Source organism: Georgenia sp. 311 (assembly GCF_006151955.1).
Classification (GTDB): Bacteria; Actinomycetota; Actinomycetes; order Actinomycetales; family Actinomycetaceae; genus Oceanitalea; species Oceanitalea wutianyii.
On sequence record NZ_VDFS01000054.1, the window covers coordinates 1 to 7,830 of the forward strand.

Annotated in this window: 5 protein-coding genes; 3 read left to right on the forward strand and 2 right to left on the reverse strand. The window is 73.2% G+C overall.

Features of this window, described 5'->3' with window-relative positions:
- Window positions 1-1,514, reverse strand: a 1,514-nt coding sequence (locus FHE66_RS11800; protein WP_176554754.1) for a ThuA domain-containing protein, incomplete at its 3' end; no start/stop codon positions are given.
- 181 nt (window positions 1,515-1,695) lie between these two features.
- Between FHE66_RS11800 and FHE66_RS11805 the strand changes: the two genes are divergently transcribed.
- Together FHE66_RS11805 and rfbA are read left to right on the forward strand one after the other, a co-directional pair.
- Window positions 1,696-2,550 (forward strand): TIGR03089 family protein, encoded by an 855-nt coding sequence (locus tag FHE66_RS11805; protein WP_139073162.1) that lies wholly within the window; start codon window positions 1,696-1,698, stop codon window positions 2,548-2,550.
- A gap of 50 nt (window positions 2,551-2,600) precedes the next feature.
- Window positions 2,601-3,470, forward strand: coding sequence for a glucose-1-phosphate thymidylyltransferase RfbA (gene rfbA, locus FHE66_RS11810; protein ID WP_139073163.1), 870 nt, complete (start codon window positions 2,601-2,603; stop codon window positions 3,468-3,470).
- Between the two features lie 30 nt (window positions 3,471-3,500).
- Here the strand turns inward: rfbA and FHE66_RS15750 are convergent, their stop codons facing one another.
- Window positions 3,501-6,182 carry a BNR-4 repeat-containing protein gene (locus FHE66_RS15750; RefSeq protein ID WP_218013707.1) on the reverse strand — a complete coding sequence of 894 codons (2,682 nt, stop codon included), beginning with the start codon at window positions 6,180-6,182 and terminating at the stop codon, window positions 3,501-3,503.
- Window positions 6,183-6,302: 120 nt separating this feature from the next.
- Between FHE66_RS15750 and FHE66_RS11820 the strand changes: the two genes are divergently transcribed.
- Window positions 6,303-7,830 (forward strand): SpoIID/LytB domain-containing protein (locus FHE66_RS11820; RefSeq protein ID WP_176554755.1); only part of this gene is annotated, 1,528 nt, incomplete at its 3' end.

A 7,830-nucleotide genomic window follows, 5' to 3' on the forward strand; every position in this document is an offset into this window, starting at 1 on the left:
AGCCGGGCGTCGAGCTCGGCGGTACCCCGCCGGCCCTCCGCCGTGGCGGCGGCGAGGCGCGAGGGTGTGGCCAGGCCCGTGCCGCCGTCGAGCGCGGTCACCGAGGCCGGTCCGGCCACGAGCCCGTCGCGCGGGGTGAGGACGCGCGGCACCCAGCCGAGGTGCTCGGCGGGCAGGTCGCCGGCCGCGGACGTGAAGTCCGAGGACTGGCCGGTGGCCGCCCAGCCGCCACCGGCGGCCTGGGTGGAGTTGCGCGAGTCGCTCACCGTGAGGGTGGGCAGGTCGCCGGTGTAGCGCCAGCGGTCCGGGCGCTCGCCGGCGGCGGTGAGCTCGACGCCGTCGCCGTAGTCACCGACGGTGAGGGTGAGGGCGCCGGGCTTGTCGACGATCGACACGTCGACGGGGATGCCGTCGGCGTCGCTCGGGCCGCCGTCCTCGGACAGCGCGCGCTGCCAGACGATGAGGTCGCCCACCTTGCCCTCGAGGCCGTCGACGCCGAGACCGGCGGCGCGGGTACGGGCCTGGAGGAGGGAGGCGAGCGCGGCGTCGTGGTCACCGGCGCCCGCGGCGGACTTCGCCGAGGCGAGCAGCGCGGCGAAGGCCGCCTTGGCCGCCGCGTCACCGCCGGTGGAGTCGGTGAGGATCTTCTCGACCTCGGGGAAGGTCACGCAGTCCCCGCCGCCGGAGACGAGCCCGGCGGTCCACTCGATGCCGGACAGGACGTGACCGAGCCACAGCGGGTCGGCCCACGACTCGTTGGTGTGGCCGGCGCCGGTGTACCAGGAGCGGCCGCCGTCGAAGTTCTGGCACCACGCGATCGGGTGGTCCTCACCCATCCGCCCGCCACCGGGGTTGTAGGTGGACTCGTCCAGCGTCATGAGGACGTGGACGTCCGGACGGGGGTTGACGGTGTAGTTGTACCACTCGTCGAAGCGCGACCACTCGGCGGGCAGGCCGGCGGTCGAGGGGTGCGCCGGGTTCTCCACGCGCATGGTCGCCTGCTGGTTCTGCGGGTGGTTGCGGAAGCGTGCTCCGCCACCGGTCAGCTGGCTGTACCAGGGCACGGTGTGCATCGTGTCGGTGGCGGCGTGGATGCCGACGTAGCCGCCGCCGGCGCGGATGTAGCCCTGGAACGCGGCGAGCTCGCTGTCGTCGAGCAGCCGCGGACGCGCCGGGTCCATGTTGTTCGTGCCGTCGACGGGCGAGACGAACAGGATCGTCGCGTACTTCTCGAGGTCGGCGGTGGAGGTGAAGGGCGTGGAGCCCATGGACAGGTCGGGCTGGGCCGGGTCCCAGACGTCGACGTCGAAGCCGTGCTCCTCACCCAGGCCGATGACCGCGTTGGTCGTGGCCGGGATGTGGGAGTGACGGAAGCCGAGCGTCCGGGACACGATGAGGACGCTGTAGTCCTCCTCGGCCTCGTCGGCGACGGCAGTGGGGGCGATCATGCCCGCCCCCAGGGCGACGGCGGCTGTGAGGACCGCCGCCCGTACTCGTGACACGTGCTGCTTCATTGCAGGCCTTCCTTCGGAGGAGTCGTCACGCGGACACGTCATTATGTTGCGCGCAACGACTTAATGGCGGGATCAGGCTACCAACCGGGCAAATCTGGGTCAATGGTCGTTAATCACCCGGTAGCGGACACCGGCGCGTCGGGATCTCCCCCGCTCCCGCGGTGCGGACTAGGCTCGGGACATGAGCATCGCGACCAAGGTGCTCGACCTCCTGACCGGGGACGAGCCCAACCAGCCCCGACTCACCTGGTACGGCCCGGACGACGAGCGCGTCGAGCTCTCGGGCCGGGTCCTGGCCAACTGGGTCACCAAGGCCACCAACCTGCTCGTCGAGGAGGGCGAGGTCGGCCCCGGTACCCGGGTCCTGCTCGACGTCCCGGTGCACTGGCGCGCGCTCGTGTGGGCGATGGCGACGTGGTGCGCGGGCGGGGAGCTCGTGCTGCCCCCCGAGGAGGAGTTCGAGGGGGACCGCGACGACGACGACGACCCCTACGAGCCGGAACCCCTGGACGACGAGGAGCCCGTCGACGAGGACGAGGAGAGCTCGGTCTTCCTCCCGGACGCCGACCCCGAGGAGCCCGACATCGCGGTGACCTCCCGGGCGGGCGACGCGCCGAGCGCCGGGATGCTGCTCGTCGTCGCGCTACCCGCGCTGGCGATGCAGGTCGACGAGCCGATCCCCGCCGGGGCGGTCGACGCGGCGGCCGCGCTCATGGGCTACGGCGACGTCCTCGACCCCGTCGAGGAGCCCGCGCCGTCGGACCCGGCGCTCTCCGGCCCCGAGGTCACCGGCTCCCAGGGCGGACCGGTCACCTACGGCGAGCTCGCCGACTGGTGCCGTGACCAGACCCCGGCCTCCCACCGCGACGAGGAGCGCCCGCGCGTCCTGTGCAGCCCCGGTAGCCGCCTCGAGATGCTCGCCCACGCCGTGGCGGCATGGCGGGCGGGCGGGTCGCTCGTCCTGCTCGGCGAGGACGTCGACTCCCGCCGTTTCGCCCCCATCGGGGAGGCGGAACGGGTGACCGTGCGCTGCTGACCGGGAGCCCACGAGTTCCGTCACCATCGCCTGTGGGCCAGACTGTCCCCATGCGAGGAATCATTCTGGCCGGGGGATCCGGCACGCGGCTGCACCCGATCACCCAGGGAGTGAGCAAGCAGCTCGTCCCGGTCTACGACAAGCCGATGATCTACTACCCGCTGACCACCCTCATGCTCGCGGGGATCCGCGACGTCCTGGTCATCACGACGCCGCACGACGCCGAGTCCTTCCAGCGCCTGCTCGGGGACGGCTCCCAGTTCGGCATCTCCATCAGCTACACCGTGCAGGCGGAGCCCAACGGCCTGGCGCAGGCCTTCGTCCTCGGCGCGGACTTCGTCGGCGGGGAGGACGCCGCCCTCGTCCTCGGTGACAACATCTTCTACGGCCCCGGCATGGGCCAGCGGCTGTCCCGCTTCGGCACCATCGACGGCGCCGCGGTCTTCGCCTACCACGTCTCGGACCCGACGGCGTACGGCGTCGTCGAGTTCGACGAGGAGTTCCGCGCGCTCTCCCTGGAGGAGAAGCCCGCCGAGCCGAAGAGCTCCTACGCGGTGCCCGGCCTGTACTTCTACGACAACGACGTCGTCGAGATCGCCAAGGCGCTCAAGCCCTCGGCGCGCGGGGAGTACGAGATCACCGACGTCAACCGCACCTACCTCGAGCAGGGGCGGCTGCGCGTCGAGGTGCTCCCCCGGGGCACCGCCTGGCTCGACACCGGCACCTTCGACTCCCTCGCCGACGCCACGTCCTTCGTCCGCACCGTCGAGGCCCGGCAGGGGCTGAAGATCGGGTGCCCGGAGGAGGTCGCCTGGCGCCAGGGCTTCCTCTCCGACGAGGAGCTGCGCGAGCGCGCCGAGCCGCTGCGCAAGTCCGGGTACGGCGAGTACCTCGTCGGGCTCCTCTCGCACAAGCACTGACCCGTCCTGCCGGCCCCCGGGCCGCCCCCGTCAGCCGGACGGCGTGGGGGTCGGCCCGGGGGTCTGCTCGTCGTCGGGCTCGGCCGTGGGCTCGGCGCCAGGCTGGGCCGTCGGCTCCGGCGTCGCCTCCGGGGTGGCGTCGGGCACCGGCTGCGCGGGTCGCAGGGCGAGGATCCCGGGCGGCACCTCGAGCACGTGGACGTACTGCGCCGGGTAGTCGGCCAGGCCCTCGCCGTCGATCTGCCGGACGCGCTGGACGAAGACGTCGAGCACGCCCCGCGAGCGCCACAGGTCGAGGTCGTAGCTCGGCTCCCACTCCCCCAGCGGGGTGTCGGTGAGGTCGCGCACCTCCCACGTGTTCGCGACGAAGTCGGTGAGGGTGGCGAGGCTCGCCACCGCGCCGCGGTCGGCATCCCGGATGATCAGGTGCGCCTCGGCGGACTCCCCCGCTCCGGAGACGAGGATCTGCGGGCGCGCGATCGGCACGGCCTTGGTGCCGCCGCCGCTGAGGGAGAAGTCCCCGGTGCGGAACTCCGACTCGCGCCGCTCCCACTCCCCCGTCCCGAGCGAGCGCAGGACCTGGTACTGCACGCCCTGCCCGGAGTCCCAGTAGGAGGCGATGTAGGGGTTGTCCTCGGCGTCCACGGTCATCGACGTCTGGTTCATGAGGTCGCTGCCCTGCGGCACGAGGGCGGCGTACTCGGCGTCGGCGCGGGTGATCGGCAGCGTGTCGTAGGGCCGGCCGTCGCTGCGCACCCACGCCCGGCCGGACGCGTCCGTCGAGCGGGCGTAGGCGACGTGGTGGTTCGTCGCGACGTCGGGGGTCTCGCGCCACGTCCACGACAGGTGCAGGCGCCCGAGGGAGTCGACGGCCGCCTGCCAGTACGCCGAGCGCTGCCCCTCGCCGTCGATGAGGTTGTCGTGGACCCGCTCCCAGCGCTGGCGCGCGGTGACGTAGCGGTTGAGGACGACGTTGCCGTCGCCCGAGCTGCCCTCGCGGTAGAGGAAGAAGAGGTTGCCGTCGGGCAGCCGGAAGAACTCCGGGTAGGTGACCGTCCGCTCGTGGGTGCCGACCATCGACCGGGTCGGGCCGAGGTCCAGGGAGTGGGGCGCCAGCGAGCGCGCGTAGGTGAGCGGGGAGTTGTGCTGCCCCCACGACAGGTGGAGGTAGCCCGCGCCGTCGACGGTGAGGCTGATGGAGTTGTGCGCGTCGCTGACGTTCGCGGTGTGCCGCGTCCAGCTGTACTCCCACGCCCCGCCGTCGCGGTCGCGGCGGGCCAGGACGAGGGTGCCGACCGCGTCGAAGTAGGCGGTGTACTGCCACCACGTGCCGTCCGGCGCCTGCGCGGTGGCCAGGGAGCTCTTGCGGAACGCCGTCGTGTTCACCGAGTTGTTCGCCCAGGCCACCGAGAGCGGCGACAGCTGCCCGGCACCTGCGCTCACCTCGACCGGGGTGGGGCGCCCGGGGCGGTGGGCCAGGGTGCGGGAACGCCCGTCCCAGTCACCGACGAGCACCTCGTCGGTCGCGCGGCCGTAGGGCGTGACGATGTCCGCCGGGCCCCCGGTGAGGGAGTTCTTCACGTGGTACTCGCTGCCGCGGCGCACGGCGACGGTGTCCACCCCGTCCCCGTCCCAGTCACCGACGAGCACGACGTCCCCGGCGCGGCCGTAGGGGGTGACGACGTCGGCGGGTCCGCCTGCCATCGTCCGGCGGAAGTGGAACTCCGCCCCACGGCGCACGGCGAGGGTGTCGGTGCCGGTGCCGAACCAGTCCCCGGGATAGGCCTCGTCGTCCGCGCGGCCGTAGACGACGACCTGGTCGGCCGGGCCGGGCGTCATCGAGTTCTTCACGTGGTACTCGTTGCCGCGGCGCACCGCGAAGGTGTCGACCCCGTCCCCGTCCCAGTCACCGACGAGCACGGTGTCCTCCGGCCGGCCGTAGACGACGACCTCGTCCGCCGGGCCGGGCCGCAGGGAGTTGCGCACGTGGTAGACGTTCCCGCGGCGCACGGCGAGGGTGTCGACCCCGTCCCCGTCCCAGTCACCGACGAGGACGGTGTCCGCCTCGCGCCCGTAGACGACGACCGTGTGCGCCTCGCCCGGGGAGATCTCGTTCTTGAGGTAGTACGTGCTCCCGCGGCGCACGCCGAGGGAGTCCTGGCCGGGGCCGACCGGCACCGAGAGCGTCTCGCGGGCGAAGCGCTGGGTGCGGCGGGCGCCGTCGATGACCTCCGGCCCGACCGGCAGGCCGAGCCCGTCGACACCGCCGCGCGCCGCGAACGGCCCGTAGAGCGGGCCCTTGACGGAGAAGCCGCCCGCCGCGGAGACGTAGACGGCACCGAACTGGAAGGTCTGGTGGCCCGCGCCGTCGACGGTCTCGACGCCGGAGGTCGGGTAGCCGAGCTCCCCGTGGCCACCATCCCGCGCGAACACCTGGAAGACCTGGCCGGTGACGGCGTGCACGCCGGCCGGGGTGGCGTACAGGCGGCCGTTGGCGTGGTCGCGGGCGACGGCGTTGAAGCCCACCTGGTACTGCGCCGACGTCGCCGGGCCGAGATCCTCGGCGCCGTTGTTGAAGACCCAGGACTCGATCGGTCCTACGGGCTCGGGCTCCTCGGCGGCCACCGCCCCGGTCGTCGCGGTGAGCGCGAGCGCCACCGCGGCCACGAGGCCGCGGCCCACGACGCTCCGGTCTCCGCGAGCCAGTCCCACGATCGATCCTCTCGTTGCACGATGTTTCCGCTCACCACATCGGCCTCTGCGACAATGGTGTGACGGTCCGGGGCCGGTGACCTTCGCCCCATGCCGACCGGTCACGCCTTGGAGGGAAGTATGCGCAGACGACGCATCGCTGCGTCCGTCACCTCGGTGCTCGCGCTGCTGCTGGGGACGCTCGTCGTCGCCGCGCCGGCGAGCGCCGCCGAGGAGCGGTACAACGTGCCCGCCGGCCGGGCCTGGGAGGTGGAGGGCCGCGGCTGGGGCCACGGCATCGGCATGTCCCAGTGGGGCGCGCAGGGCGCGGCCTCCAAGAAGGGCAAGCGCTACACCGAGATCCTCGACTTCTACTACCCCGGCACGACGATGAGCACCGTGCCCGACCGGCTGCTGCGGATCGCGCTGTCGGCCTACGCGCCGGCGAGCACCGTCACGCTGCAGAGCCCGCCCGGCACGACCTTCCTCGTCGCCGGGCAGGCGCTGCCCGGGGGCCGGCTGACGATCACCCGCACGGCCGGCGGCTACCAGGTCGAGCACCGCACGAGGCTCAACGGCTCCCTGACGCGGCCCGCCTGGACCGTGTCCGGCACGTCCCTCGCGGTCTCCGCCGGCACGAGCACGCCCGGCGACGGAGGCCTCGTCGTCCTCCCCCGCCAGAACGCCACCGACGGCACCTGGTACCGCGGCACGGTCAACCTCGTCGCGGGCGCCGCGGCCGGCACCTTCGACGTCGTCAACCACGTCACCCTCGAGGAGTACCTGCGCGGTGTGGTGCCCCGGGAGTCGCCCGCCTACTGGCACACCGAGGCGCTCAAGGCGCAGGCCGTCGCCGCCCGCAGCTACGGCCTGTCGGTGATGCGGCCGACCGCGTCCTCCGACCTGTGCGACACCGACCGCTGCCAGGTCTACGGCGGGCGCGCCGCCGTCGTCACCGACGGTGTCGACTTCCGCGTCTCGTCCAAGGAGGCGACGAGCACCGACCAGGCCATCGCGGCGACGAAGGGCCAGGTGCGCTGGTACGACGGCGCCGTCGCCTTCACCCAGTTCAGCTCGACCAACGGCGGCCACACGGCCGCGGGCAGCCGGCCCTACCTCGTCGCCCAGCCCGACCCGTGGACCGGTCTGGCCGACGGCGACACCCGCACCAGGTGGACCGACACCCTGCAGGTCTCCACCCTCGAGCAGTACTGCCCGGCGGGCGGCTCGCTGCGCACCCTCGTCGTCACCCGCCGCGACGGCGCGGGCGAGTGGGGCGGGCGGATCACCGGCGTGCGCCTGGAGTGCACGACCGGGAACGCGACGCTCACCACCCCGGGCAACACGCTGCGCTTCGGGATGCTCTCCAACTACTGGAAGCCCACCGCCGGGGTCGAGCCGCCGAGCGGCTTCTACCTCAACGACTCCTGGGGCCCGGTGGCCCACCACGAGTTCGCCTTCGGCCGGCCCGGGGACGTCGCCCTCGCCGGGGACTGGGACGGGGACGGCACCGACGCGGTGGCGGTCCGCCGCGGCCGGGAGTACCACCTCACCGCCGCCCACGACGGGCGCACCGCCCGCTCGGTCGCCTACGGCCAGCCCGGCGACGAGGTGCTCGTCGGGGACTGGGACGGCAACGGCACCGACACCCTCGCCGTGCGCCGCGGCA